22 protein-coding genes, 1 tRNA gene and 1 pseudogene are annotated in these 25346 nt (G+C 55.7%); 13 read left to right on the forward strand and 11 right to left on the reverse strand.

Going from position 1 to position 25346, the window contains the following annotated elements; all coding sequences use genetic code 11:
• The 7 genes from KTE_RS18560 (at position 1) to KTE_RS18590 (ending at position 10615) form a co-directional block, all read left to right on the forward strand.
• Positions 1 to 987, forward strand: coding sequence for a xanthine dehydrogenase family protein subunit M (locus KTE_RS18560; protein ID WP_201383402.1), 987 nt, complete (start codon positions 1 to 3; stop codon positions 985 to 987).
• The gene (locus tag KTE_RS18565; protein WP_201383404.1) at positions 987 to 3935 is read left to right on the forward strand and encodes a molybdopterin-dependent oxidoreductase; all 2949 of its coding nucleotides are present in this window, start codon (positions 987 to 989) and stop codon (positions 3933 to 3935) included. The genes KTE_RS18560 and KTE_RS18565 overlap by 1 nt, the downstream gene beginning before the upstream one ends.
• Positions 3936 to 4550: 615 nt before the next feature.
• Positions 4551 to 5693, forward strand: coding sequence for an IS200/IS605 family element RNA-guided endonuclease TnpB (gene tnpB, locus KTE_RS18570; RefSeq protein ID WP_201383413.1), 1143 nt, complete (start codon positions 4551 to 4553; stop codon positions 5691 to 5693).
• Positions 5694 to 5963: 270 nt separating this feature from the next.
• The gene (locus KTE_RS18575; protein WP_201383414.1) at positions 5964 to 7304 is read left to right on the forward strand and encodes an ABC transporter substrate-binding protein; all 1341 of its coding nucleotides are present in this window, start codon (positions 5964 to 5966) and stop codon (positions 7302 to 7304) included.
• A gap of 188 nt (positions 7305 to 7492) precedes the next feature.
• Positions 7493 to 8041, forward strand: coding sequence for a hypothetical protein (locus KTE_RS18580; protein WP_201383416.1), 549 nt, complete (start codon positions 7493 to 7495; stop codon positions 8039 to 8041).
• 451 nt (positions 8042 to 8492) lie between these two features.
• Positions 8493 to 10394: a serine/threonine-protein kinase gene (locus KTE_RS18585; RefSeq protein ID WP_201383418.1), complete on the forward strand. Its 1902-nt coding sequence runs from the start codon at positions 8493 to 8495 to the stop codon at positions 10392 to 10394.
• A complete protein-coding gene (locus tag KTE_RS18590) occupies positions 10391 to 10615 on the forward strand; it encodes a hypothetical protein (protein ID WP_201383420.1) in 225 nt (74 codons plus the stop codon). Before KTE_RS18585 ends, KTE_RS18590 begins: the two co-directional genes overlap by 4 nt.
• Before the next feature lie 67 nt (positions 10616 to 10682).
• Here KTE_RS18590 and KTE_RS18595 read toward each other — a convergent pair whose 3' ends face one another.
• The 4 genes from KTE_RS18595 to KTE_RS18610 are packed head-to-tail and all read right to left on the reverse strand — an operon-like array spanning position 10683 to position 14158.
• A complete protein-coding gene (locus tag KTE_RS18595; protein ID WP_201383422.1) occupies positions 10683 to 11480 on the reverse strand; it encodes a class I SAM-dependent methyltransferase in 798 nt (265 codons plus the stop codon).
• A 17-nt stretch (positions 11481 to 11497) separates the two neighbouring features.
• Positions 11498 to 12001, reverse strand: coding sequence for a response regulator transcription factor (locus KTE_RS18600; RefSeq protein ID WP_201383424.1), 504 nt, complete (start codon positions 11999 to 12001; stop codon positions 11498 to 11500).
• Between the two features lie 5 nt (positions 12002 to 12006).
• Positions 12007 to 12162: a response regulator transcription factor gene (locus KTE_RS18605; protein ID WP_201383426.1), complete on the reverse strand. Its 156-nt coding sequence runs from the start codon at positions 12160 to 12162 to the stop codon at positions 12007 to 12009.
• 16 nt (positions 12163 to 12178) lie between these two features.
• The gene (locus tag KTE_RS18610; RefSeq protein WP_201383428.1) at positions 12179 to 14158 is read right to left on the reverse strand and encodes a sensor histidine kinase; all 1980 of its coding nucleotides are present in this window, start codon (positions 14156 to 14158) and stop codon (positions 12179 to 12181) included.
• Between the two features lie 554 nt (positions 14159 to 14712).
• Here KTE_RS18610 and KTE_RS18615 point away from each other — a divergent pair.
• Positions 14713 to 15132, forward strand: a complete 420-nt coding sequence (locus tag KTE_RS18615) for a hypothetical protein (RefSeq protein ID WP_201369274.1) — start codon at positions 14713 to 14715, stop codon at positions 15130 to 15132.
• A gap of 377 nt (positions 15133 to 15509) precedes the next feature.
• Positions 15510 to 16529 (forward strand): tyrosine-type recombinase/integrase, encoded by a 1020-nt coding sequence (locus KTE_RS18620; protein WP_201383430.1) that lies wholly within the window; start codon positions 15510 to 15512, stop codon positions 16527 to 16529.
• 65 nt (positions 16530 to 16594) lie between these two features.
• Here the strand turns inward: KTE_RS18620 and KTE_RS18625 are convergent, their stop codons facing one another.
• The 4 genes and pseudogenes from KTE_RS18625 to KTE_RS18640 all read right to left on the reverse strand — a co-directional run bounded on the left by KTE_RS18625 (position 16595) and on the right by KTE_RS18640 (position 20709).
• The gene (locus KTE_RS18625) at positions 16595 to 17254 is read right to left on the reverse strand and encodes a hypothetical protein (protein ID WP_201383432.1); all 660 of its coding nucleotides are present in this window, start codon (positions 17252 to 17254) and stop codon (positions 16595 to 16597) included.
• Positions 17255 to 17305: 51 nt separating this feature from the next.
• Positions 17306 to 17896, reverse strand: coding sequence for a hypothetical protein (locus KTE_RS18630; protein ID WP_201383434.1), 591 nt, complete (start codon positions 17894 to 17896; stop codon positions 17306 to 17308).
• Between the two features lie 95 nt (positions 17897 to 17991).
• A pseudogene (locus KTE_RS18635) lies at positions 17992 to 19630 on the reverse strand (AAA family ATPase).
• A gap of 209 nt (positions 19631 to 19839) precedes the next feature.
• Positions 19840 to 20709: a helix-hairpin-helix domain-containing protein gene (locus tag KTE_RS18640; protein WP_201383436.1), complete on the reverse strand. Its 870-nt coding sequence runs from the start codon at positions 20707 to 20709 to the stop codon at positions 19840 to 19842.
• Between the two features lie 232 nt (positions 20710 to 20941).
• Here KTE_RS18640 and KTE_RS18645 point away from each other — a divergent pair.
• Both KTE_RS18645 and cutA read left to right on the forward strand, forming a co-directional pair.
• A tRNA-Arg gene (locus tag KTE_RS18645) sits at positions 20942 to 21016 on the forward strand.
• A gap of 72 nt (positions 21017 to 21088) precedes the next feature.
• Complete coding sequence (cutA, locus tag KTE_RS18650; protein ID WP_201383438.1) at positions 21089 to 21406, forward strand: divalent-cation tolerance protein CutA; 318 nt, start codon at positions 21089 to 21091, stop codon at positions 21404 to 21406.
• Positions 21407 to 21542: 136 nt separating this feature from the next.
• Here the strand turns inward: cutA and KTE_RS18655 are convergent, their stop codons facing one another.
• From KTE_RS18655 to KTE_RS18665, 3 genes are all read right to left on the reverse strand, one after another.
• Entirely contained in the window at positions 21543 to 22079 is a 537-nt protein-coding gene (locus KTE_RS18655) for a hypothetical protein (RefSeq protein ID WP_201383440.1), read from the reverse strand.
• Between the two features lie 160 nt (positions 22080 to 22239).
• Entirely contained in the window at positions 22240 to 23271 is a 1032-nt protein-coding gene (locus tag KTE_RS18660; RefSeq protein ID WP_201383442.1) for an MFS transporter, read from the reverse strand.
• 28 nt (positions 23272 to 23299) lie between these two features.
• Positions 23300 to 23746 (reverse strand): Fur family transcriptional regulator, encoded by a 447-nt coding sequence (locus KTE_RS18665; protein ID WP_236037907.1) that lies wholly within the window; start codon positions 23744 to 23746, stop codon positions 23300 to 23302.
• A gap of 112 nt (positions 23747 to 23858) precedes the next feature.
• Between KTE_RS18665 and KTE_RS18670 the strand changes: the two genes are divergently transcribed.
• Both KTE_RS18670 and KTE_RS18675 read left to right on the forward strand, forming a co-directional pair.
• On the forward strand, positions 23859 to 24224 hold the full coding sequence (locus tag KTE_RS18670) for a hypothetical protein (RefSeq protein WP_201383444.1): 366 nt from the start codon (positions 23859 to 23861) through the stop codon (positions 24222 to 24224).
• Positions 24225 to 24373: 149 nt separating this feature from the next.
• On the forward strand, positions 24374 to 25153 hold the full coding sequence (locus KTE_RS18675; protein ID WP_201383446.1) for a HAMP domain-containing histidine kinase: 780 nt from the start codon (positions 24374 to 24376) through the stop codon (positions 25151 to 25153).
• Positions 25154 to 25346 lie beyond the last annotated feature (193 nt).

A 25346-nucleotide genomic window follows, 5' to 3' on the forward strand; every position in this document is an offset into this window, starting at 1 on the left:
ATGCTACTAAAGCTGGTTGAATATCATTGGGCGGAACATATTGAGGATGCCCTCCTCCTGCTGGGGCGGTTGGATGTGAAAACCGTTCCCCTGGCTGGGGGGACATATTTATTGGGTGTGAGGGATGAGCATATTCAGGCGGTTGTGGATCTACGTGATCTGCAACTCGCGTATATCGAGGATAGCTCCAATAATAACTCTAACTATCTACGCATTGGAGCTATGATCACCTTACAAACGCTCTCAGAGGCTCCTCAACTTAAAGGCATAGGCATCGATGTGCTTTCACAGGCCGCGCACGCCTCCGCCTCATCGCGCCTGATCCGCAATAGCGCGACCATTGGGGGCACCGTTGCGACGGGTCCAGTCTCCCAGGCCGATCTCTTGACGGCCCTGGTGGCACTAGATGCCGAGATAGTAGTACGCTCAGGCTCGCGCACACAGGTGAATCTCAGTGGAGGCTCGACGGATCGCCCCGGCCTGGCCCTCTCCGGCGTGGTCTTCAAGGGTCGACAGGAGCGTCGCATCGCCAGTAGCACGTTTGAGTTAGAGCGCCGCCCCAACGAGTTGATTACCGAGATCGCCATTCCGCGTCCACTCACCGCCTGTGGTACCTCTTTTCAGCGTGTGAGCCGTGCCCCCTCTGACGCCGCCCTTCTGAACGTTGTCGCTCTCGTCGAGATCGAGAACGGTCTCTATAAGCGTGTGCGTCTGGCCTTTGGTGGTGTGAACATGGAGCCTGTACGCGTAACAGCCATCGAGCAGCAATTGGAGGGTCAACCCGCGGCCCAGCCGGTTAGCTCTAACACGCTCCAGGCCATTGTGCGCAATGGCATCCCCCTCTTCCGACCTCCAACGGATGTGCGCGTAAGTGGAAGCTATCGACGCGTCAGCGGCGCAAACCTGGCGTTTCATGCATTAGAAGAGGCGATCAATAGCGCGCACTGGCGTAGTAGCGTCGCCTCAGGCACAGGGAGAGATGTCTAATGGAACTAGAGCTACAGATTAATGGCGTCATCACCAGTTTGCAGGTGGAGGCGAATGAGACGCTGCTCTCCCTCCTGCGGCGCGAAGGGTACTATGGAACCCGGCAGGGCTGCGAGACGGGCGATTGTGGCGCCTGCACGGTAGTTGTCGATGGCGTGGCGCGCCCAGCTTGTGTGATGCTGGCGGCCCAGGCCGGCGGCTGTTCCCTGACCACGGTCGAGGGCCTACCCAGCGCACAGGGCTTGAATACCCTGCAACGCTCCTTCGTCGAGGTCGGGGCCGCTCCCTGTGGCTTCTGTTCTTCGGGTATGCTGCTCTCAGCCTATGCCTTACTCCAGCGCAACAACCATCCCAGTGACGAAGAGGTGCGTGAGGCTCTCTCGGGCAACCTCTGCCGCTGTGGCGGATATGAGAAGCCTGTGCAGGCCGTCTTGCGTGCCGCCGCCTTGCTACGTGGCGAAGAGGTTGAGGAGGTAACCCCCAACGTCGTGTGCCAGAGCGAGCAGAATCCCCTGGCCGCCCTGGGCATGGATCGCCAGCTTACCGCAAATGGCGCGACCGATCGCTTGCCCGTGATTACCAGTGGGATGAGTGCCAACGCCGATACCGAGTATGCCATTGTCGGCAAGCCCCTGCCGATGAGCAACGCCGCGCAGCTTGTGAGCGGTACGCCTACCTTTGTGACCGATATCGAGCGGCGTGGTATGCTGCACGCGCGCCTGCTGACCAGTCCCCACGCTCATGCCGTCATTCGTGATATCGATGTCGCGGAGGCCAGGGCCGTCTCTGGCGTACATGCCGTATTGACGTATAAAGATGTGTCGCGCTCTCCTTATTCCAGCGTCGAGCGTGGGCTATTGGAGAGTGGCCCATATGACCAGTTCTTACTCGATTATGTCCTGCGCTATGCGGGGGACCGCGTGGCGCTCGTCGTCGCGGAGTCACCCGAGATAGCTGAAGAGGCTCTGGGGCTAATTCAGGTTGAGTATGAAGTCAGACCCGCGCTGCTTGATCCTCGCCAGGCGCTGGAACAGAATGCACCGCGTGTGCATCCTGAGTCGGAGGCGCGAGGCATTTTTGATGCCGCCCATAATATTGCGACACGTGTGCGCAACGAGGTAGGCGATGTCGATAAGGGCTTCGAAGAGGCCGACGTGATCGTCGAGGGTGAGTATATAGTGCCAATGGCACAGCCCGCCCCGCTTGAGACCCATCGCGTGGTAACCTATCTCGACGCGGATGGAGTGCTGGTTGTCAGGACCAATACACAGAGTCCGCATCATGTGCGACGCACCCTGGCGCGCCTGCTTAATCTACCCCTGCGTAAGGTGCGTGTCATTCGTCCCGAGGTCGGTGGCGGCTTTGGTAGCAAGCAGGCTGTGGTGCTGGAAGACCTTTGTGCACTGGCGACCCAGGTGACTGGGCGACCCGTGACCCTGGCCTTCTCCCGTAGCGAGGAGTTTACCAGCAGTCCCGTCTGGCCAAACTATATCATTCGTCTGAAAACTGGCGTCAAACAAGATGGTAAGCTGGTAGCCAACCAGATGGCGCTTCTGACCAGTACTGGCGCCTACGCCACGCATCCTCTTGCCGCGCCCGAGGGCGTGGTTTCACAGGCCCTCTCGCTCTATCCCTGCGCGAATATGCGCTATGTCGCCGAGGTACTCTATACCAACACACCGCCTTCCAGCGCCTTGAGAGGCTATAGCTCCGCGCAGGAAGCCTTCGCCCTTGAGAGCCACCTGGACGAGATCGCGCGTCGCCTGCGCCTGGATGCGCTTGAATTGCGTCGCCGTAACTGGCTGCGTACAGGTGATGAGCTTGTCCTGGCCAAGGCCGCTACCGCAGGCCAGGATGTCGGCTCCTTACTCGTGGAGAGCAGCGGGCTGGCCGAATGTCTGCGCCTGGTCGAGGAGAAGCTGGGCTGGCATATCAAGCGCGGAGTGGTCAACAATGGACGCCTGCGCCGTGGCGTGGGCGTAGCCCTGACGGTGCAGGGCAGCCCCCTGCCTCCAGCCTCCACCAGTGGCGCGACCATGAAGCTCAACGAGGACGGGTCCTTTGATATCTTCGTTGGCGCCGGTAGTTGCGAGGATAACGAGCGCACCCTCCTGGCCCAGATTGCTGCTGAGACCCTGGGCGTGGCTCTGGAGAGCATAGTCATCTATACTGAAGATACAGCTGTGACGCCCACGGCCATAGGTGAGGGGGTCACCTCGACGCTCTACCTTGGCGGAGGCGCGGTGCGCAAGGCCGCTGAACAAATGCGCCGCCAGATCCTGGCCATTGCAGGCCGCATGCTCAATGCCTTGCCCGAGGCCTTGAAGATGAGTGATGGCCTGATCTCTGGCGTGGGTGAGCAGGATTTCACCGTTGCTCAGGTCGCGGCCTACGCCCTCTATGTCGAGAATCGCCAGTTGATGACCAGCGCCTCCTGGCGCCTGGCGCAGGTACCTCTGACCTTCGCCGTGGTTGGTGCGGAGGTAGAGGTTGATACCGAGACCGGCGGTGTGCGTGTGGAGCAGATCCTCGCCGCCGTGGATGCCGGACGCGTCATCAATCCCCTGCTCACCGAGACACGTATTCAGGGCTCGCTTGCTCAGGGTCTGGGCAGCGCCTTAAGCGAAGAATTGCTCTATGACGCGAAGGGGCAGCCGCTCACAAAGCATCTGGGCGACTACCACCTGTATAACGCGGTTGATATGCCGCGCACTCAGGTCTACCTGGTCGAGACGGCCGAGCCTGCCGGGCCTTTTGGGGCCAAAGCCGTCTCCGAGGTCGCCATGGGCGCGGTCGCCCCGGCCATCGCCAACGCCGTGGCCTCCGCCACCGGAATCCGCCTGCCATCGCTCCCCCTGACCCCTGAGCGCATCTTACGCGCATGGCACGCGCAACTCCAGGCCCAGGCGCAAGCCCAGTCCCCCGCCCAGGAACCCATTCGCTCCTAAAAAATTGAAGAATCAATAAAGAAGTAAGGGATGTGAAAATGCGCAGGCATTTTCACATCCCTTACTTCTTTATTGATTAGAATAAATGCGCTGTTTTATCATAACCGAGCGTAAGACCCCTGGCTTTAGCCCTGTCACTTATACACAAATATGAAAGTTTGCAGAAGATCCTCAGCATGATGCAAGGAAAAGGTGTTGAAAAAAAGCCCCTTGATGCACAATGATGTGCTTTCAGTTTGGCGAGACAAGCGACGTTTTCACCGAACGTGTGTCACCTTTCGTGTGGGGAAAAACGAGGTACCTGCAGCGCATCGCTTCCGTGTTCTTTCTCCAGATCGCATATTTGTGTATAAGTGACAGGCTTTAGCCACGGGGATACAAGCGAGTCCTTTTGAGGCGGATAGGGTGGGGTAAAAACGCTTGACATGCAACCATTACAGTGTTAAAATGGTTGCATGAAACAAGAAACACAACCGCTTACAGTGCGTTTCCCTCCTGCTCTTTTGAAGCAACTCAGGATATGCGCAATCATCAACAACTGTTCCCTCAACGGGGAGATTCTTACGGCAATCGAGGAGCATGTGAAGCGAGAGGCAAAGAAGAAAGGTCAGTAACGTGGTCAAGAAGGCGTATAAGTACCGCTTTTACCCAACGGACGAACAGGCGCGTCATCTGGCGCAAACGTTCGGCTGTTGTCGCTTCGTGTACAACTATGCCCTCTCGACCAAGAAACGTGCCTACTTTGATCACAAACGCAAGATCAAAACCTCCGAACTCAGTGTCGCCATCACCGCCCTCAAAAAAGAGGAGGGGACGGCATGGCTCAAAGATGTGAGCAGCGTCCCCTTGCAACAGTCCCTTCGTCATCTTGACGCCGCCTACAAAAACTTTTTTGAGGGGCGAGCCAAGTATCCCACCTTCAAAAAGAAGCACAAAGGACAGAGCGCGACCTATACCGACAACGCCTTTACATGGCGTGAGGGAAAGCTCACCCTTGCCAAACAGAAAGACCCCCTCAATATTGTGTGGTCGCGCCCACTGCCAAAGGATACACGTATTTCCAGTGTGACCATCTCCAAAGACCCATCAGGGCGCTATTTCATTTCTTTGCTGGTTGAAGAGTGGATCGAACCTCTTCCCCTGACGGAGAAGGTCGTCGGGGTGGACCTGGGCCTCAAATCCCTGCTCATTACCTCCGATGGGGAAACCATCGCTAACCCAAAGCACCTCCACCGCTACGAAAAGAAGCTTGCCAAGGCTCAGAGACGACACGCGAAAAAGAAAAAGGGCAGCAAGAACCGCGACAAGGCCCGCAAAAAAGTGGCTCGTCTGCATGCCAAGATTGTCAATACCCGTCGAGACTACCAGCACAAAGTGACCACCAGACTGATACGCGAAAACCAAGTGATCTGCCTGGAAGGCTTACATGTGGCTGGCATGCTCAAAAACCACTGCCTTGCCAAAGCCATTAGCGATGTAGGATGGGGTGAGATTCGGCGGCAACTGGAATACAAAGCGGCATGGTACGGGCGCACGGTCGTCATCATTAATCGGTGGGAAGCGACCAGCAAGACGTGTAGCGCCTGTGGGTACAACCTGGACATCCTCACCCTGGATGTACGGGAGTGGGTCTGTCCAGGTTGTGGTGTCTGCCATGACCGAGACATCAATGCTGCATACAACATCTTGGCTGCGGGACTCGCAGTCGTATCAGCCTGCGGAGAGAACGTAAGACCTGCGACCTCGAAAGGGGCGTAGGCAGTCCTCGGTGAAACAGGAAGGCTCTCTCGTGAGGGAGAGAATCCCCCGCCCTTCAGGCGTGGGGAGTAGGTCAATCTCCATGCTAAAACAAAGTAGGTGTATGGCCCAGGTTGGCGTGAGGGAAAGAGGGTATCAAATGTTTCCCATATGTGAATAGGTTTGTCATACGTCTACCCTGCTGTCGTATAAGCAGTTTCACGAAAGGTTCACCGCCGACGGCGCGAAAGGGTAAGACATGGCTCGCTAGTTTTAGCAAGGGGGAAGAACATGACTTATCACTGGTCGCGTGCCCCTATGGCGGCATGCTTCTGCCTTGTACTTTTATTTATGCCATTGAGTGGATGTGGCTTCAATGAGAGTGCCAGGCGTGTGCAGACGGGTCTTCTTGGTATCTTGGATCCGGGCGCGACATACACGGTCGACTTTTGGGAAGCTTTCCCCAGCGGAGCTGACAAAGACGCCGTTGAGCAGCTCGCTCAGCAATATATGGATCAGCATCCTAATGTCACCATCAATCTCCAGGCCTTTGACTCCTATGACACCTTGAAGACCAGGCTCACGGCGGCCATCGCGGCGCATAAGACTCCCACTATGGCCCAGGCCTATGAGAGCTGGGCCGCGCAATACCAGCAGGCCAACGCGCTCGCTTCACTCCAGCCCTATATCTCCGGCAAGAACGGCTTAAGCCAGGCCGATATCGCTGATTTCTACCCCACGCTCTGGCGTGATGGCCAGCTCGTCGGCACCCAGTATATGCTGCCCTTCAACAAGAGCGTTGAGGTGCTCTACTATAACACTGATCTCTTGAAGGCGGCAGGCATCAAACCGCCGGATACCATGAGTGAACTGGAGGCTACTATTAAGAAGGTCTCCAAGGGTGATGGTTCGCGCTGGGGTCTCTCCTTTACGCCCCAGGTCGATGAGTGGGCAACCTTCTATAAAGCCTTTGGAGGCGGTGACTTTATTAGCGCGGACAAAAAGATGATTACCTTTAGCGAGGGTGCGAACGCGAAATCCGCTCTACAAGCTATGGATGATCTGTCTCCCCTGGTCGACTCTGGCGCGATCCATATCACTCGTGAGGATGCCTGGCAGAACGACTTTACCTCGGGCAAGGCGGCCTTCGCCATCGGCTCCGTCTCGCATTACCCCTACCTGCTCAAGAGCACACATAATAAGCTGCATATAGGCCAGGTTCCGCTGCCTTCCGGCCCCGGTGGGCGCTATACCTCGCTCTATGGTACAAACCTTGCCCTCTTCTCCAACAGCGACAACGCGGCCCGGAACGCGGCCTGGGACTTTATGAAGTTTCTCGTCAGCCCCGAAGCGAATGCGACTTTCGTCCAGGTCACAGGCTATATTCCCGTGCGCAAGTCCGCCTATGAGGGCGCACCCCTCAAGGCCTTCTACACACGTTATCCCGAGCGCAAAGCCGGACCCGAATCCATCGTCTACGGCTTTGTCCCCAGCATCCTCCCCGCCTGGGACCAATGCCGCTCAACCATCACCACCAGCTATACCAGCGCGCTCACTGGCCAACTCTCCTCAGACACCGCCCTCCAAAAAATGGCCAACACCTGCAACTACGCTCTCGCCCTCGATTATTAAAAGAAAGAAGTTAATAAATGGATGAGAGTGGTCCTGGCACCGCCAGGACCACTCTCATCCATTTATTAATCCCTCTGCGCGGCGCAGGCACGAAGAGTTATGCTATACTTGGCTAAAATTGCTAGAAAGAAAATGCTAGAAAATAAATGCGATACATTCGCAAAAACTATGAGTAGAGGGTCCCTATAATGAAAACGTGGCAGGTAGATCACCCGGAAGGACCAGATCTACAAAAGAAACGCTTTGCCATGACGCGCATCGACTCGCGCGAGTTCTCAGGCTATGTAAGCCTGCTCTTACTGGAGCAAGTGCGCGAGCCACTCATGGTAACGTTGCCAGGGACGGAAGTGTGCATAGCCGACGATGGCTTCCTTTGGTTGCAACACTTCCCGGCTGGCGCGCGTTATGTCGTCACCTCTATCTTTAATGCGCAGCGCGAACTGGTGCGCTGGCGCGTAGATATTGTGGCGCGTCACTACCTTAATGAACAGGGCATGCTCACTTGCGAGGGCCTCTATCTTACTATTGACGTCTCGCCTCTGGGGGAGATTCACCTGCTGGGGATCGTCGACCTGGACGAGGCACTACGCAAGCAAGCGGTGACCTCGGTTATGTATGAAACGGCCTGGCGTGAAGCCGACCACCTGATGCTAGCATTGGAGGAAGATGCCTTCCCCTGCTCTGGCTCGGTGAAGAGGACCTGGAGCGCCTGTTACCAATGCTATAACCAATGCTAAAACTATCTTTCTTTTCTTTCTCTTTTACTCTTCCTATCGAAAAACCTGAGCGCAAAGCGCTAGCCACGAGAGTGGCGCTGCGCCCCGAATGGGGGTTGGTTTTCGCATAAGGAGCTATGCAAAAAACTCCACCACGGTTTGTAAGGACGCAAGCTGATTTCGTTTCAACCTGAGGGAGGCCCGAACGGCGCATCGTTGTACATGCGTTAGTTCGGGCCTCTTTTTTTTGACACAATTGTGTAGGTTGTGAGCTTGCTAACAGCACAGTTAATCGCTGCGTGGTATGCTGCTAATTGCCCTGGATGCCTGCCCTGCGCCCTTTATTTTCATGCATAGGCAAAACAGGCAAGCGAGCGTGCAATAGTCGACGCGTACGGTATAATAGTGCGTAAGTCTCGTTCGTTTGAGAGAGAACTCATCATCACAAATAAATTCTTTCGGGAGAAAAGTTATGGCAGACCTGGAAGGAAGGACCCTTGACCGCTACGAATTGCGGCAAATCATTGGTAAAGGTGGTATGGCGGACGTATACGAGGGATACGACACCCGCTTCCAGCGTATCGTGGCGGTCAAAGTATTTAAACGCGACGATGAAGAGATGCGCCGCCGCTTCGAGCGCGAAGCCCGGGTAATGGCACAGTTGCGCCATCCTTATCTTATTCCTATTTTTGACGCGGGTAGCAACAGCGTTGATGGTTACGAGTGCTACTATTTGGTGATGCCCTATCTTGAGGGGGGGACGCTGCGCACCCGCCTGCGCCGCTCACCGCTCAAACCAGAGGAGGCCGCCCGTATCTTGCGCGATATCGGCTCCGCCCTCGATTATATCCATGCTCGCGGTATCATCCATCGCGATATCAAGTCCTCAAATGTCCTGCTGGACAACGAGGGGCGTTGTTACCTTGCTGATTTTGGCATCGCGCGTAACACCGGCGACGTGACTCAACTCACCTCAACCGGCTTCTTGATGGGTACGGTTGACTACATGGCACCCGAACTTTTCGAGGAGGACCACAAGGCCGACGCCCGCAGCGATCTCTATGGTCTGGGTGTGCTACTCTTTGAGATGGTCACTGGCCGTGTACCCTTTGAGGCCGCGAACCAGATTGCCGTTGTTTCGATGCACATCAATAAGCAGCCGCCATCGCCACGACGCTATGCCTCAAACCTGCCCGTCGCCGCCGAGAAGGTCATTCTCAAGTCTCTGGAGAAGCGCCCGGAGCTACGCTACTCCAGCGCGACCGAGATGGCCGATGCCTTCACCAATGCGCTCCAGGAGCAGCCGCAGGCTAAACCGGAGCCGAAGGGGGCCACCCTCCACTCCGACCGCACGGTCCGGGGAGACTTCCCCGCAGGAACCATGCATTCGGCGCGCACCGAGCGTGCTGAGGCGGCTCCCGCCGAGCCATCCATCCATTCGCTGCGTACCGAGCGCGCTGATGGTCCGCTGGTATTGCCAGCACCGCCTGCCGGGCAGCGCGCAGCCGAACCCAACCGGGGCCAGCCTCCTTACCAGGCGGCGCATTCGCCCCAGAACTATGCCCCGCACGCTGGCACTCCCACACGCGAGCAGGCGCCCCGAACTTCTCAGCAGAACTACGGGCAACAGGGTTATGGGCAGCCCCAATCTCGCCAGTATCCTCCAGAGCAGCAGCGCTACGGGCAGCAGGATCGCTATGACCAGCCCCAACCGCGTTCTGCCTCCTCGCCCCAGCACCAGGCGCCGCGTCCACGTCCCGCCACGCCTACCCCACCACCCGAGCCACCCTCTCACAATCGTGGCTACATTATGGTCGGTGCCGCCCTTCTCATCTTGCTGATCATCGCCGTTCCCGCCTATATGCTCTTGAAGAACGGCACGCCAGGCACCAGCAACAACGGCACAAACGGCTCGAGCGCCACGGCGATCAGCACCCAGGACCCTGGCGCGACCCAGACAGCCCAGGCGCAGGCGCAGGCCACTCAGCAGGCCCAGGCGACAGCCTCGGTCATCAGAACCGCGACCGCGACCAACCCCGTCTATCAGGACCCCCTGACGGACGCCGGCAGCGAGGCGGGATGGGAATCAAGCTCCAGTTGTTCCTTCATTCCTAATGAGGGCTATCACGTGACGGTGGCCAAGGGTTTTCTAGGCTCAAGCTCAAATAAGGGTTGCTCGGAGAGCCAGAAACAGTTTGGCGACCAGACCATTAGTGTAGATATGCTCATCAAGAGCGGCGATGGCGGCGGCGTCTACTTCCGTGTAGCCAAGAGCGTTATTGGAACTTACGCGGGCTATCTCTTTCAGATTGGACCCGATGGACACTACAAAATCTCTTCTTCGGGAACTTCTCCACTGGCTCTACTCCCTTGAAAGAGGATACCATTACCACAGGTTTCCACACGGGTCCTGGCGTCAAGAATACGCTCCAAATCATCGCTCACGGGACAACGCTCTCATTCTATGTCAACAACATCTTTGTCGCATCGCTCAGCAATGCTGACCATCCAGATCAAGGTGTCATCGCCTTTCTCGCCAACGCGCAGAAGGAAGATGCCGACGTCGTCTATAGCAACCTGAAAGTGTTTAATTAATCCATAAAAATAATGAGCTCAGGATGACAGCCAGCGGCTGTCATCCTGAGCTCATTATTTTTATGGATTAATATGCTACAAAGAGGCCCGCGACCTTTTGGATGCGCACTGCTCCCAGCGTGTCGATCTGCCTCTCAATGATCTCCGCCAGCGTGGCCTTCTGCTCATCCGTCAGATCCTTGCCCGCGCTGCCTGAGAGTATATAGTCGATCAACGGTTCGGCCTCGGTGACCACGAGTTGGTCTTCGTTGCGAATGACCTCTACGCTGGCGAAATGCTGGCGTAACTCTTCCTCTCCCATCTCCAGGTGAAAGGTGAGCTGTCCCTGTTCGCCCCATAAATAATTGCCCGCAATCTGGTGGAAGAGCTCCCTGATCTCCTTGAGGTTGTCGCGCCCATTGGTCGCGGCATAGAAGCGCCCTGTTGGCTTGAGGACGCGCCTGATCTCAGCCAGGGCCTTCTGGCGGTCAGGCACATGATAGAGCATATGGTTGGCAATCACCATGTCCAGGCTCTGGTCTGGTAAGGGAATGGCCTGCGCGTCGATGGCCTGAAAGGTGAAGGGATAAGAACTCTCTGCTAACGTCTGCCGGGCCTCATCCAGCATGCCAGCAGAGAAGTCGGAGAGTGTGATAGAAGAATCTGGGGGTAAACGGTCCAGGTTCCGCTGCCAGAGGTGCGCGGGACCACACCCCAGCTCAAGCACTTTAGCGCCAGGGGTAAATGCCAGGTGATCGAAGACCCAGCGGTGCCAGTCATACTTATTCTGGCTAAAGCGCTGGTGAAGTTGGATGCGAACATTCAACTTCTCAGCGTTCTGATACTGATTGCCTAACAGGTATTGTTGGTTGGCGATATCGCTCATAAATTATTCTCTTTCTTTTATTCATTTTTCTCCTCGTGCTGCTGGGATTGGCGTGGTGGCACAAGGTTGTGTTCGACGGCGTAGGCGGCGGCCTCGCTGCGCCGCGTCAGGCCCAGCTTTTCGAGGATGTGGCTGACATGATTGCGCGCCGTCTTCTCGCTCATGGAGAGCCCTTCGGCGATCTGCTTGTTAGTATAGCCACGGGCGACGAGGGCCAGGACTTCGCGTTCGCGCTCGGTAATGGTCTCCTTAGGCGCGCTGGCAGTCGCGTTCGCGAGAGCCTGCTGCCTCTGTTTGGGGTCGAGCAGCGAGGCCCCGGTGGCGACCCGGCGAATGGCCTTGAGCAGTTCGGCACGACTCACGTTTTTGAGTAGGTAGCCGCTGGCCCCGGCGAGCGTGGAGGCGAGGATAGCGCGCTCATCTGTGTAGGAGGTAATCATCAAGATATTGACCTGGGGATAGCCGCTCTTAATCTCGCGGCAGGCTTCGATCCCGCTCATCTTCTCCATGCGCACATCCATCAGGATCACCTGGGGGCGAGAACTCCGACCTTGGCGACGGCCTCAGCGCCATTGCTGGCCTCGCCCACAATGGTAATATCCGGCTCAAGCTCGAACGCGGCGCGCATGCCCAGGCGTACCACTTCATGGTCATCAACTAGCATCAAACGTATCTTGCTCATCTGGAGCCTCCTCTGCTCAGTGCCTCTCCGGAAACTTGAGCGCGCTAGCGCTAGCCGCGAGAGCGGTGTTGGTTTTCGCATGAGATAATGGAATCCAGGCGCGGACCAGCAGGCCACCTGCCTGCCCGGGAAGAATATCCAGGGTCCCGCCCAGTTCAGTCGCGCGCTCGCGCATGCCTGTGAGTCCATGTCCCGAGTAGAAGCGCGTGTCGCTTCTGGCTGGCTTGGGCAACCCCTTACCGTTATCGCCTATCTCGACCAGGATGTCTTCTGGACCCTGGCGCAGCGCCACCTCTATCCGTGTGGCCTCGGCATGCTTATACGCGTTGGTCAGCGCCTCCTGGACGATGCGGAAGAAGGCTGCGTACACCCGCTCGCGCTGGCGTGCATACTCATTATCGCCATCGGTGGATGCCTCCTCGCCCTCCACATACAGGCTGGTTGGTACCTCGCTAATCGTCTCAAACTCGCGCAACTGCCCCTGGATGATGTCTTGCAGGCTCAGGTGCTCCTGATTGAGCGGTTTGAGCGAGAACATATAGCTACGCGTCTCCCACAGCGCCTGTTTGGAGATAGTTACCAACTTCTGTAAACGCTCCTCAAGAGGGTTGAGTTGCTTTGCCTCCTCCTCTGATGCCTCCATCAAGCGTTGAGTATAGGCAATGCAGGTCTCGGCACTGATCTTGAGAATATAAATCAACTGGGCCACGCCATCATGGATCTCACGCGCGATGCGGTTGCGCTCCTCCTGGGCGGTCAGCAGGATGGTTTGCTCGGTCAGGCGGATATTCTCCAGGGCTGTGAGCAACTGTGTTCCAGCGATTACCAGGAAGTCTTCCTGTTTCTCATCAATGGGGCGATGGCTCTCCACACCCAGGATTAGCTGGACTTCGCCCTGTTTGGCGAAGGGGAGGTAGAGCTGGTGGGGAAAGCGTGGAGGATAGAGATGGGGCACAGGTGGCTCAATTCTTGTCAGCCGCTCTCCCGTCTGGCGCACCTGTTCAAACAGCTCACCAGGAAGCGATGCCTCGCCCTCGTGCGGGAGATGTGCAGGCGAGGTATAGATCTCTAGCTGCTGCGGGCGGGGCACCTCAGTATCGGTCATATCAGTATCCAATTCGGGTGTGTGAGGCACCAGGGCGAGCGCCAGGCTCTCGAAACGCCCGCCCTGGCGGAGTTGCTCGGCGCTTTTCGTGAGCAAGTGTTGGCGTTCATAGGCCGCCTGGATGAGCACATTGCCCAGGTCGAGCTGCGCCTTCTGTTGCCGCACGTTCGCCTGCTCGCTCTGCAAACTTCGCACATAGCGATCCAGCAAGGAGATAATTAAGGCCGCTACCAGCGCCGCTACAGGCGTATCAACCAGCGAACCCACGACATCGATCACATTGGGGGTATAGAGGGGATCGGCATAGGTGGGTCGGAAAAGTATACCCAACACTATAAAGAGATCGTAGCCCAGGGCCGCGCCCAGTCCTCCGCGATAGCCATAGGCCAGTGCTGCCGCGAAGGCCGTCGAGATCCCATAGCGATAGAAGGGCGAGGAGGTGCCAAAGTAGGGATGCAAGGCGAAAGGGCCGCTCAGGTAGGTCACCAGTCCACAGACCAATAAATCAATGCCGTAGAGAATAAGATTGCTATAGGGGTTGCGCAGGCGAGCCAGGGCAGTTGGAATCGGCTCTTCCTCGTCGATCTCACTGTGTGGAGGAGAGGCGAAGGGTAGGCGTAGACGAGGGAAAAAGTGGCGCGCGACCGGGGAGTACAGCGTCACGATCAGCGTCTGTAATAGCGTAACAAAGAGGAGCACGACGCTGATCCCATACGCAGGATATTTTGTATAGGGTTCTCGTGAGCCAACAATCAGCACCAGGGCGTAGAGCCACATACTCCAACGCCATATCAGGAAGAAGTAGCTCGGCGTCGCGCGTAGCCTCTGTCCGGCTGTATCCGCCAGAAAGCGCTTGTAGATGCGCGCAAATATCGATGTATATAACTTCATGAATGCCGCCTTTGCAGTTACAAAATACCCTCTCTTACCTCTGGCTCTGCTTAGTATCGCGTCTCTCCCCCTTGCTTGTCAACCTCTCGCGCCTGCGGCGCTCGCGGTAAGGTATGTTGGGGTGTGGGCATCCGCCCGCGCCACACCCCAACATACCTTACTCCGGAAGGAGTGCTAGCGACCTGGAAGTGCTGTAGGGGCCATGCTCGCATGACTCCCCAATCCGAATGTAACGGCTCAGCACCACAGACATTCACAGTAGTATGCTGGCGCGCGGGCAGCCGCCCGCGCGCCAGCATACTATTCCCTATAAGGCGAGCTTGCGAGCCGGGGGGAATGTTTCAGGTATGATGATATGTTATGGTGAATAGAAATATGGTATTTGTTGGCAAATGGTATGGGTTATGTGGTATGGTATGGGTACACGCACCCTGTTTCCGTCTAGCTGAGGCTGAAAAAGAATGTATCATCAGAAGCATCAATTTTTCTTCCCATGATTCAGGCGGAGAGCAGACAAAGCATTGTACATTTGAGAGAAGGGACGGTTTCTTATCGTGAAAAATGCCGAGCGCAAACGTGCAAATCTCATGGCTACCCTTGGCGATCTTAACCGGCCTATGCGTGTGCGCCCCGTCCGCTATATGGGACGTGAATGGTGGGCAGTTGATGCCGATGATACGTGGCCTGGCATGGTGATGGATCTCCGTCGCCTGGGCTTTGAGGCTGCGGCTCTAGAGGATAAGGTGTTGGTGCGTGAGAGTATGCCGACCATGTATGAGTCGAGCTACGAAGGCGGCCAGGACCCTACGGGCCTCAAACCTTTTCCCGCCGTTCATCCAACGATCACGATCCGCAAGGAGTCCTATTCGACTCGTGATTCCGACCTGTCATATCTCGATGAGTATGACGAGGAAGAAGAGGAAGAAGAGGATCTGCTTAACGCTGAGGATCTGGATCGCGACGAGGAAGAGTAAGGCATAGCTCCTTTCTGCCATCGGCACAAGGGTTTGCCCTTCAATCGTGTGAGCGGAGCTAGCCGCTGCGAAGCGGCGTTCACAATTGTTTTTTAAGGGTTTGCCGCGCAAAACCGATAACGCCTATTAAGATAACATGCCCCGCCATTCAATGGGGAGTAGCAGGTCATGGTATCTAACATACAGAAGAGCGTTCACATCTCTACGAGTACCCACTCATAAAGGTGTGAGCGCTCTTCTTTGTCCTCTGTCAACGTCTCCCCCTACTCATGCTGCCCTCACATAGCGCCTCTATGTTCAGAAGGGCAGCAATCAGGTATGCTATAATGAAATGTAGAGTGCAGTTGACGTAAGATCTCGAAAAGTGAGGATTGATCATGCAGAAGGATCCGCAGCAGGAGATACAGAGAGATGCAGTTCTTGCGGACGCGGAGAGAGCGCACCATAATGGACAGGTAGCCACCCCTGTGGGGAACTCTACCGCCCTTCAGGAGCTGCCTGGCGCCGAGGAGACACCTTTCCCGCCGGTAAGCCAGGCCAGCCCTCTAACCGATCAGTCGAGCCTGGCCGAATGCGTTGTCCCCTACCGACAAGAATTGATGTTGCGTGGCAAATCAAATTATACGGTCACGTGCTTTCTCTCAGATCTGAAGATGTTTAGTGACTTCGTTGGACCAGACACGCCCGTTGGGCGTCTCTCCAAAGAGAACCTGGCTGACTGGCTGGTAAAGTTGAAATACGGCTCGGGCCATACGGCGGCCCCCAAGACCATGGCACGCCGGGTTACCTTTCTAAAGAACTTTTTCTCCTGGCTGGCGAGCGCCAACGCGATTCGCGAGGACCCCGCGGCCAGCCTGACTCTGGAGCGCCCTCTTCCGCCGCTGCCCGAACTCTTATTTGCCGAAGAGGTCCATGCCCTGTTAGAGGCTGCGTCTGAAGATCCCCGTTGTCAGTGCCTGGTATACCTGGTGCTATTTGCTGGTTTGAAGAAAGAAGAGGTCATGCGCCTGCGCCTGCATCACATCGATCTCACCGATCCGCGTGAACCGCTGGTCACAGTGCAATTCCCTGCCTCGACTGGCAAGCAGCACCGCGAGCGGCGCCTTCCCCTGCCACCAGAGTTCGCCAATATCTTTCGGAGCTATCAGCAGCAGTATCACGTGGGCGACGAGGTCTTCAAATGCACCGACCGTAACCTGAACTACATTTTGGCGCGTGCCGTCAAGGCAGCAGAGATCAAGAAGCGCGTCACCCTCCAACTGTTGCGCGATACCTTCGCCGTGGAACAGCTACGCTCCGGCGTCGCCCCCGAAGTCCTGCGCGAGAAATTGGGCCTCTCCGATGAAGCCTGGCTCGAGTCCCGCGAAAAGTACCGCCGCCTCGCCTTCCCCAAGTAAATAGTACTGTCAAATGAATTGTGGAGTCCGTGCCATGCACGGACTCCACAATTCATTTGACAGTATTATTTATGCATGAAGGGTGGGGGCGTCTGCATAGGGGGCTGCTGGGTATAGGCCACGTATTGTGCCTGAGCGAGCTGGCGGTTGAGCATGCCATTGAGCAGGATGGCGTTGATAATAATTGCCAGGATCGCCAGGGGCCCCAGGCAGAGCAGGCCAATGCCGAAGGTAAAGATGGTCCCCAGAATCACAACTGGCCAGTAGATGAAGATGCTGCCAAGTAGCAAGGCTAGCCCTACAGATGTCTTGCCTGCCGTAAGCCAACCCACACCAAAGACTCCGAAAAGCGAGAGGAAGATCTCGATGATGAGTGCGCCATCGTTCTTGCGTGGCAGTGTAGGGATTGGCTGGGCTTGATAGGTGACATAGGTATAGGCCGTTTGGTGTCCAGGGTAGGAGCGATGGCGTGGATCTGAGGGACCATAGCCATAGGAGCGTGCCTCGGTCCTTGGTATCCTGGGTGGGACGATCTTCTCCTCGTACGGCTGTTCCTGGTAGCCCTCCTCATAGGAGGCGACGGCATTGAGCGTTGCTTCAAACTCGCGCTGATTATATTGTGTACTGGCTGAAACACGCCTTTGACGTGGCTCAAGGTGTGCGCCACAGGTGGGGCAGGTAGGGGTATGGTTCACGATCTCGGTTCCACAATATTCACAGCGCATATCGTCCGTGTCCTTCTATTTGCCGGGTTAGTCATTGTTAGCTATGTTTCATCAAGAGCTAGAGAATAAATCATTCTCCTCGAAGCTCTGCCATCCCTGCCCTGTGTCGCGAAGCGTCAATGTGCCAGTCTGCGCGATAAAGCGTACAGCGAGAGTACTCAACAGGCCGCCTGTCTCACGTGACAGAAGTGTAGATAACTCCTCACTGCTCGTTGACAATGCCTGTTTATTTACTCCCCGCCCGGGTGTGCCCGGCGTGACGATGAGCTGTGCTGGCTGTGCCTTCGTCAGCAAGGTTGCCAATGCTTGGGGAAAGGGTTTGTTCGCATTGTCTACTACCTGTACGATGTCAGCTTGCAGGTACGTCGGATCAATATCGTCGAGTAGTCCCTGTAAGGCATAGTTACTTGTCGCGGCCTCCCCCAGCAAGAGCAGGCTCAGTCCCGGAGCGGTCAACCGTAAGACTAAGCTATTATCGCGCGCCTCATCACTGCCCTTGTGCAGCTCCAAAGGCCAGAGTACCTGGATTTGCATATTGGCACCTGACGGAATCATGCTTCCCTGCTGCGCCACCACATAGGGAATGGCGCGTTCACTTATAGTACGCCGCCAGCGGGCGTAGGTTGCGTTGGGGTGAAGCATTCCTGCGTCTACTGCTCTTCCAATAGTGTATCTTGCCGCAACGTCTTGTAAACCCGTAATATGATCCTGAAGTGGAGCTCTGAGTGCTCCCCGTGCTAAAGCAGCGGGGGTTCCAGACGTTCGGCCCACGCTTCGAGCTGATCCTCTATGAGGAGGACCGCTCGCTCTAGTGGTGGTTCCCCTGGACTTTCGGGCAGACGCGCTCCGGCTCTGGAGATGCCAAAGCTTTGGGGCAGAGCCTGCCCCTCTTTCGCGCGTTGACGTGTACGCTCATGTGCTGCCCGCAGGCGCGCCTCTGCACCTTCCCAATACCGCTGGTATCGGGCACACGAGGGAGTGGGATCTGCTGGATCGAGATAGGCAGCAAGAAAGGCCGAATACAAATCGCGTTGGACGGGACCCACGCCACAGGAGCACTGGTGCCAACGCTGGGAGAGCGGCTTCTTGACCTTCTTACCACAGCCATGACACCATTGGCTCAGCGCAGTCGTGCGTGTAGGGACCTCGACCAGGGTGCCGCCCGTGCTTGCAACGGTGCGTCTCAGGAGTTCTACAAACATCCCTGGAGCTCGCAGTCCTACACTCTTGCCAAATGTTTTTTGCCATGCCTTGTAGGAAATCTTTTCAATGATGATGGTGCTGCCCAGCGCCACCACCTCATGCACCTTGCGGCCATGCAGGCTCTTGCGGTGGGCTGCCAGCTTGCGCTCTTTGATGGCCTTGCGTCGTCGCGTGGTCAGGTAGCGCTTGCTGTGCTTCCACCGCAGCTTCTTTCGGCCCTGCTTCTTGATGCGCCCCTTTTCGTCGTAGTGCTCAGGATTGCCTGCTCGCCTCTGCCGATCCATCTGCCGCTGCAAACGACGAATGGCCCTGGCATCAGGAGCCAGCTCAGCACAGAATACCTCCAGATGTGCCTCCCCTTCCTGGGGAACAAGCGCCAGGGTAGAGGGTCCCAGATCGCCACCGACGGTGCCTTGCCCGACGGCGTGCTTGGGTTTTATGGTAGGGCACCCCTTCCAGGGTCAGTTGGACCACGTAGCGGTCACCCTGAGCATCGGCTCCTGCAGCTCGAGAGCTGCTGGCTGGGCGTTGGATGAGGCGAGCATACTTGATGCGATGCTCCAAACCGTACTTTACCACCGGATCGTTCCAGTCGATGAGGGCAGGCAAGCGGTCTCCATTCCAGAGCAGATACCCTGCGTTTCCTACTTGAGGAGTTTGCACGACAAAGCGCAGACCGGTATCGTTACGTTTGTTCTCGATGCTGGAGAAGCCGCGACCTCGGCTCTTGAAGCGGACCCGTTTGGCCTTGCCCAGGCAGACGCGGTTGAGAGCGCGATAGGCCCGGCTGGCCAGGGTTTGAGCGAGGACGGCATCGAGATGCTCAGCAATCCAACCCATGCGCAGGGCTTTGACCGCGTCATGCAAGGCTGCTTCCGTGAAGCCAAACGCCTTGCGCAGGGTGGAGAAGGCGGCGGCTCGTTGCGTCTTGAGGGTGGGAGAGATGGCACGGGCTTCTTGCCAGGCAGGATCAGCCCGCATGCGGCGCAGCCGCTTCTGCCCTTCGGAGAGGATAGCATTGTAGAGCTGGCGGGCGGCTTCCAGATGAGCGCGCAGACGGGTCGATTGCCCAGAATCGATTGTCAGGGGCAGTTCGAGGAGAAAGGTGGGTGTCGCAGCCCGCTTCTCCTGTTGCCTCATCTTCCCCCTTTGCCCTTGTGGTTGCTTGGGCATTCCCACGTCTCCTTTTTCCTCTCACCTGATATCCATGCTGATACATCTATTCTAGCAGAAGGGCTGGAAGAACACAAGTTCTTCTCGTGTATTCACTGTCTCCTTTCCCCCTTTTACAGCGGAGGTGACGCCCGTGGCCCCGGATGGCGGGTTCATCTCTGGCATCAATGACCGGGCCTTTCTCGTCACGGTTGCTATAACCGATGTCTTTAATCTGATTGTAAATGGATTGGCTGACGACCTGGAGTAGCTGGCTGGTCAACGGCTCTATAGGCGCCGTGCTGGGTGCGATAATTGACGATATTGTTTGCCGTTGTGCTACTGACGTGGAGCTGCTGGCGTAGCTCAGTAGTGTTGGCGGTATTGATATTGACCAGGACACCAGTAGCCGCTGTAGGTGTATTAGTACTACTTTTGGCGCTGGATGAGCTACTCGCGCTGCTGGGCGGTGTCTCACCTATTTTGGCGACATAGACCTCTTCGCCATCACTGAGCGGCGCGGCCAGATTAAGCGCGACCAGGTTCGCCTCCGGCAGGGGACCGCCAGCTGCAGCGAGCAATTGATAAACGCGCGAACCCGCCGCCAGGCGATAGATGCCGGGATTTTTGATGGCTCCCACGGCATAGACCTGCAACATACCCCCCGTATTGGGAGCGTTCGTCGTATTCTTCGTGGATTTGAGCGCCGTATTTGTCGTAATGGCCTGGTTATTGGCCGAGGCTGGAGTGCTTGCCGCTGGTTGCCACAGGAGATAAAAGGCAACGCCTATTGCGAGAAATAGGCCTAATATGAGGATAAGCGCGGAGCGAGGAAGTGTACGCTGACTTTCAGCAGGTGGAAGCCCTGACTCTGGGTCATCTAGTATCTCAATCATGGCTTTTTCCTGCATAGGACCATTTAATCCAGGCAGGGTCGCGGCTTGAACAGTTGGCTCAATATGGGTTATTTCATCGAGAGATCGAGGCTTGAATATAGAGATGGGAATGCTTGGATAAGGTTGTGTTATCTGTTTAGCCAGGTCGATACGCTGGCTTTCCTCGGATGAGAACGGCTCTGGAAATGGGGTCGTATACTTCATAGCAATGATCCTTCCCTTCTTCCAACTTCCAATAATAGAGATCAAAGTACTTTTTATGAGTATAGTATGCTTGAGTTAAAACAGTCAATATTTATGGTAATAATGGTTAATATTGTGTGAAATACGTATGTGCATAAGATAGATGTAGATGGAGCTGGAAGCCGATTTTGCTATGCTCGGACAAGAGTCTTGAAGCTAGTTGACCTTTGTGGTATATTTATACGTGAAGTTCGTTCCCGTAGCTCAGTGGATAGAGCATCGGCCTCCGAAGCCGTGTGCGCTGGTTCGATTCCAGTCGGGAACACCATGAACACAAATAAACCCGCTCTCAAGGCGGGTTTATTTGTGTTCATGGTGTTCCATTAGGGAGAGTGAATAAATGGACTTTATACAGGTGTATACTGCTATCGATTCCAAAGAGGCGGCTCAGAGAATAGCAGATGCGGTCGTTACCAGGCGGCTTGTGGCCTGTTGTTGGGTCTCCGGTCCCATAACGAGTACGTACTGGTGGCAAGGAAAGCTAGAGCAGGCTGAAGAGTGGGTATGTACGATGAAGACACGTAAGGAACTCTACGACGAGCTAGAGAAAGCCATCAAAGAGATTCATACGTATGATACGCCGGAAGTTCTTGCAACCCCTATAGTGGCGGGTAATGAGAGCTACCTGGATTGGATTGCGAACGAGACGCAGCGATAAGCAGACACAAACGGGGCCTGGATACTATACTATCCAGGCCCTTTTCTATGACATGTTCTTATGTTCGTCTTTGGATATAAAGACCTTTCCCCAGTTAGCGTCCATAAATGCCAATATCAAGCCACAACCCTGGTGTTTAAGCCGCTTTGGTGAAGGTGAACGAGGTTGAATCAGGAGTGGAGAGGTCTTCACCAATAGGTTCTATCACGTTGCGGTCGGCGTAAGAGGTAAGCTGCCAATATGCATCATTGTCGGCCTTGAGACCAAATCCGTCATCGGTCTGTTCAGCAGTAACCTGGCATGTAGGATCAGTATTGGGCAGGTCCGCCTCCATAATTATGGGGGAGTCAGTAGTATCATGGCAAAGGTGTTTCCCATCGGGTGTGCGAAACGCGAGCTTGCCACCAGCCAGGACCTCGACAGTGAACTTGACCGGACTTGCCGCACCCGATGTTAATACTAACTTCCCGTCATTGAGCTGTTCAAAGCCAAAATCGCTTCCATTTAATGTGAGTTGCACCTGATCACCATTGCCTGGGAGATAGTGGGAATCTGCATCAGCATGTGCGTTTGTTACCCAGAGCTGCGTCGAGAGGAGCAGGCCCGCACAGAAGAGTATGCCAGCCAGCAGGCGTGCCACAGAGAGCATAGTTTTTTTCTTTATAGAGAGCATGATTTTTCCTTTCAAAAAGCGCATATTAAGCATGAGCAAGAATAAATTCTGCTCTTACTCAAAGTTTAAGAAAAGCTGCAAAGGTGACAAAATGAATAGTATCTCTTGTATGGCGTTTTTGTTGCCTAAAAGAGGCGTAGCACCGCCAGGCACTCAGGAGTCAGTGCTCTGAAGATGCCATAGATGGGGTGTCTGAGTAGCTGCGTACGCAAATAGCGACCACCCCGAGTAGGACGCTGAAGAGGCCGCCGCCCAGGAAGGCCCAGGTGGGGCTTATGTGGTCGCTGACCACGCCTGTGAGCCAGAGGGCGAGCGGGACGAGCGCGTACACTCCCAGCATATAGATGCTGTAGACGCGCCCCAGCATGCCCTCGGCGACGCGGTTCTGTAACTGGATATCCCACATGATCTCGGTAATGCCGCTACCAAAGCCGACAAGCATGCCTGCTAGCAGAAAGGCCAGCGGCTGCCAGGTGGGGGCCAGGGGCAAGCCAAAGAAGGTGAAGGCCAGGCCGGTGAGAATGAGGCCACCATAGCGGTAGAGTCTCTGATGCTGTGGGTTGAACAGCCCTATGAGCATGGTCGAGATCAGGGCGCCCAGCGCCAGGGTCGAGGAGAAGCCACCTAACAGGAAGATGCCATTCTGGTTGAGGAAGTTGGTGACGAGCAGCTTGGGAAGCGCGATCTGGTCCAGCCCTGTGACTCCTGCGTTGGCCAGGCTGATAACGAGGATCGAGAGCCAGAGCCAGGGGAGTCGCAAGACATAGTGTATCCCCTGGTGGAGGTCATCTCCCATACCGCGAAAGAGCTTACGCGGCTGCGATGATTGATTTGAGGCCTCATCTGGCGCTGGACTGCTGGACTGCACAGGAGCTTTGACGCTAAGCATACAGCAGACTGAGAAGATGAAGGTCAGGACATCAAAGAAGAAGGCGCCGACCGCGCTCCTCGCGATGAAGAGGAACGAACCCAGTGGCGGACCGATAAGCTGGCTACTCTGCTTGGAGAGGCCATTCATAGCATTGGCCGAGGGAAGGTGCTCTTTCGACTCCACCAATTGGGGAGAGAGCGAGCGATAAGCCGGACCAAAGAAGCCACGTGCCGTGCCAAAGATCAGGCTAATGATGATGATATGCCAGACCTGGAGCCAGCCGTGCCAGGCGAGAAAGGTTACAAGCAAGACGAGTAGCATCTCGGCTCGCTACTTGCGGGCCGAGATGCTACTCGGTGCGGCACTCGGAGCAGCGGCCGAAGAGGGAGAGGGAGTGCCCCTCGATGGTGAAATCAGTCTGGTTACCGATCTTTGCGAGCTGTTCTTTAGGGAGGCAGATGTCTACCTCGACCACGCGATGACACTGGTTGCAGGTCAGGTGATGGTGGTGGCTGTGCCCGCAGACGCGATAGTGGTGCGTGCCATCGGCGAAGTCGACGCGGTTGAGCAGACCCTTGTTAACGAGCTTTTCTATCGAGCGGTAGACGGTCGCGCGACCCAGGTGGGGATCATCTTTGCGAATATCCTGCCACAGGTCATCAACGGTGAAATTGGTTTCGTTCTCCGCGAACTCAACGAGCCGTTGTTCGATAAGCCGACGCGGGCGCGTGCGGCGCTGACTGACTTCATCGAACGCGGCACGGATTTGTTCTTCGATGGGATGTGCCTCGGTCACGTTGCTTACTCTCTTTCTGGACTGGCTACGCACGGGGTAGAGATCACCTGTGCAGTTCTATTGAGATAGTATATCACAAACGCTCAATGCTCGCATCCGACGTTCGTACCTCGTGCGTAGCCGTACCTGTACGGTCGCTATTGTTCGCGCCTGGACTGCTCCCGAAAATGCAGACCAAAGCTATTTAAATGCCTGTGCACGCATTATCAGCAAAGCCAGATCCTGGCGTCGTTGCTTGCGTTCCACCATCGAAGACGAGAAGGGAACTCTGGCAGGTCTCTACAATGCCTTGCCTGATGATCTGGCGGATATCCAGAAAGGCGACTTCAGGCGGCGGTTGGGCAAGGCCCTCTCCTACCGGGTCGGCACCCAATTTGATGAAAGTGGCCTGCACCTGGTCAAAGGCGAGCCTGATACGCGCAGCGGTGCGGTCTACTGGTCCGTCGCCTTCCCAGAGCCTGAGGTAGTAAGCTTATAGTTTCGTTGAGTGGGATGTAGAAGGAAAACCAGCCGAAAGCAACGCGAGAAAGGGGCTTTGGCGATGTACTCATTTCCAATTCGTGTCATAGTGAGATAAGAGAGGTTTTCGAACGTGAAAAAGCGCTAGGGTGGAAAGGAAAAACAAACATGTCAACAAACGAAAGCGACGCGGTCAAGTACATCAGAGAGGCTTCGATCAGTTATCCGCTGCTCAAACTGATCCATCATGAAATGGGCAATGGGCTGGCCGTGCTTTGCGGATATCGGCACCGATTACAGCGCGCGATCTTGGAGCAGGAGCAAGAAGTTTTGCCCTCAACACGGGATGTCTGGCAAGATCGGAATGAACAATGGTTAGGCTATTTGCAAAAGATGCAGGACCGAGAAATACGCATGAAAGATCTTCTGGTTCAACTGCGTGAGCTCGTGCCCGGGGCAAGAGATGAGCCGCTCTGCAAGAACTTCGTCCGGACTGACCTCGTGGTCTTACTCGGACGGGTTATCGAGCAACGCGTTCCACTCTATCCTGATCCTATCTTGCAAGCTATCATGCCTACTCAGTCGCTTTTTATCATGTGCGAGCCTTTCTGGCTGGAAGTGATTCTCGAACATATATTAAACTACATAGTCGCACAATATACTAATACGACGCCTACTGAGGTGTATCTGGAGCCCTTTCCAAATAACATGGGTCGGGAAGCGAAAATAACGTTTCGCATCAGACGCGATCTGCCAAGACGTGCCTCAGGAATAGAAGAGAGGTTTTTTGAAGCACAGTTACGGGTACTTGACCAGGGCGAGCCGGATGTTTGTGCTGCGCTGTGTAATGAGATTTTGCACGAACATGGAGGACGGATCTGGAGCGAGCAAGAAGGAACTATTTCTCTTGCCTTGCCACTAGCGGAAGAGAGAGAAGATATGTTGTGAATCCCAACATTCTGCGACACACTTGCATTGCATCAGGTGTGGACAGAATCATGAGGCACGCGCTACCGCGCACTTTTTTAGAGATAGAAAACGATGTTGTTGTGAGCACACCCACATCGTTTTCTGTCTCTAAAAAAGAGGAGAAAAACCCCTAATGGCTGTCAAATTGACTGTCATGAGCGGCTAAGTGGAG

This window comes from Ktedonobacter sp. SOSP1-85 (genome assembly GCF_016587415.1).
Lineage (GTDB): Bacteria > Chloroflexota > Ktedonobacteria > Ktedonobacterales > Ktedonobacteraceae > Ktedonobacter.

Bases quoted from the DNA above. Each gene is read 5' to 3' on its own strand.
- KTE_RS18560 (WP_201383402.1), top strand. From the start codon at position 1: ATGCTACTAAAGCTGGTTGAATATCATTGGGCGGAACATATTGAGGAT.
- KTE_RS18565 (WP_201383404.1), top strand. From the start codon at position 987: ATGGAACTAGAGCTACAGATTAATGGCGTCATCACCAGTTTGCAGGTG.
- KTE_RS18575 (WP_201383414.1), top strand. From the start codon at position 5,964: ATGACTTATCACTGGTCGCGTGCCCCTATGGCGGCATGCTTCTGCCTT.
- KTE_RS18580 (WP_201383416.1), top strand. From the start codon at position 7,493: ATGAAAACGTGGCAGGTAGATCACCCGGAAGGACCAGATCTACAAAAG.
- KTE_RS18585 (WP_201383418.1), top strand. From the start codon at position 8,493: ATGGCAGACCTGGAAGGAAGGACCCTTGACCGCTACGAATTGCGGCAA.
- KTE_RS18595 (WP_201383422.1), bottom strand. From the start codon at position 11,480: ATGAGCGATATCGCCAACCAACAATACCTGTTAGGCAATCAGTATCAG.
- KTE_RS18600 (WP_201383424.1), bottom strand. From the start codon at position 12,001: ATGGATGTGCGCATGGAGAAGATGAGCGGGATCGAAGCCTGCCGCGAG.
- KTE_RS18605 (WP_201383426.1), bottom strand. From the start codon at position 12,162: ATGAGCAAGATACGTTTGATGCTAGTTGATGACCATGAAGTGGTACGC.
- KTE_RS18610 (WP_201383428.1), bottom strand. From the start codon at position 14,158: ATGAAGTTATATACATCGATATTTGCGCGCATCTACAAGCGCTTTCTG.
- KTE_RS18620 (WP_201383430.1), top strand. From the start codon at position 15,510: ATGCAGAAGGATCCGCAGCAGGAGATACAGAGAGATGCAGTTCTTGCG.
- KTE_RS18625 (WP_201383432.1), bottom strand. From the start codon at position 17,254: ATGCGCTGTGAATATTGTGGAACCGAGATCGTGAACCATACCCCTACC.
- KTE_RS18630 (WP_201383434.1), bottom strand. From the start codon at position 17,896: ATGCTTCACCCCAACGCAACCTACGCCCGCTGGCGGCGTACTATAAGT.
- KTE_RS18640 (WP_201383436.1), bottom strand. From the start codon at position 20,709: ATGAAGTATACGACCCCATTTCCAGAGCCGTTCTCATCCGAGGAAAGC.
- cutA (WP_201383438.1), top strand. From the start codon at position 21,089: ATGGACTTTATACAGGTGTATACTGCTATCGATTCCAAAGAGGCGGCT.
- KTE_RS18655 (WP_201383440.1), bottom strand. From the start codon at position 22,079: ATGCTCTCTATAAAGAAAAAAACTATGCTCTCTGTGGCACGCCTGCTG.
- KTE_RS18660 (WP_201383442.1), bottom strand. From the start codon at position 23,271: ATGCTACTCGTCTTGCTTGTAACCTTTCTCGCCTGGCACGGCTGGCTC.
- KTE_RS18675 (WP_201383446.1), top strand. From the start codon at position 24,374: ATGTCAACAAACGAAAGCGACGCGGTCAAGTACATCAGAGAGGCTTCG.